The following is a 388-nucleotide window of genomic DNA, read 5'->3' as shown; positions in this document are numbered from 1 at the left end:
CTTGGCGGCGGCCTGGGCCTCCTCGGCCAGCTGCTGGCGCAGGGTCAGACGCAGGCCATACAGACTGGTGGCCAGCAGGGCCAGCTCATCGTCTCCCTGGATCGTGATGGGATGGTCAAGGTCACCGCCCTCCATGGCCTGGATCTCCCCGCTGAGCAGGAGGATATAGCGGATGATCTTCCGGCTGCTCAGGAAGAAAAACAGTGGGTAAAGGGCAAAGCTGACAAGCAGCAGGATCTCGCACCCTTTGCCGTAATAGGCATCCACGCCGTTGTAATAGAACATTGCGGTGGTCTCTTTGTCCGAAAAAGTGAGCGAGTACATCGGAAGCGGTTCCGGCCGTTTCGGCCGAGCACTGGCTCCCGATGTACTCGCTCACTTTTTCGGA

1 protein-coding gene is annotated in these 388 nt (G+C 59.3%); it reads right to left on the bottom strand.

Annotation, left to right across the window (positions count from 1 at the left end; translation table 11 throughout):
• Positions 1-285: HAMP domain-containing protein (locus P0G09_RS15930; RefSeq protein ID WP_275253144.1), on the bottom strand; the 285-nt coding region annotated here is incomplete at its 3' end.
• Positions 286-388: the final 103 nt, after the last annotated feature.

Origin of the sequence: Faecalibacterium sp. DFI.5.82, from assembly GCF_029076575.1 — a bacterium.
GTDB lineage: Bacteria > Bacillota > Clostridia > Oscillospirales > Ruminococcaceae > Faecalibacterium > Faecalibacterium duncaniae.
Note: the sequence above shows the minus strand (reverse complement) of the source record. Positions and strands in the feature narration are given on the sequence as shown.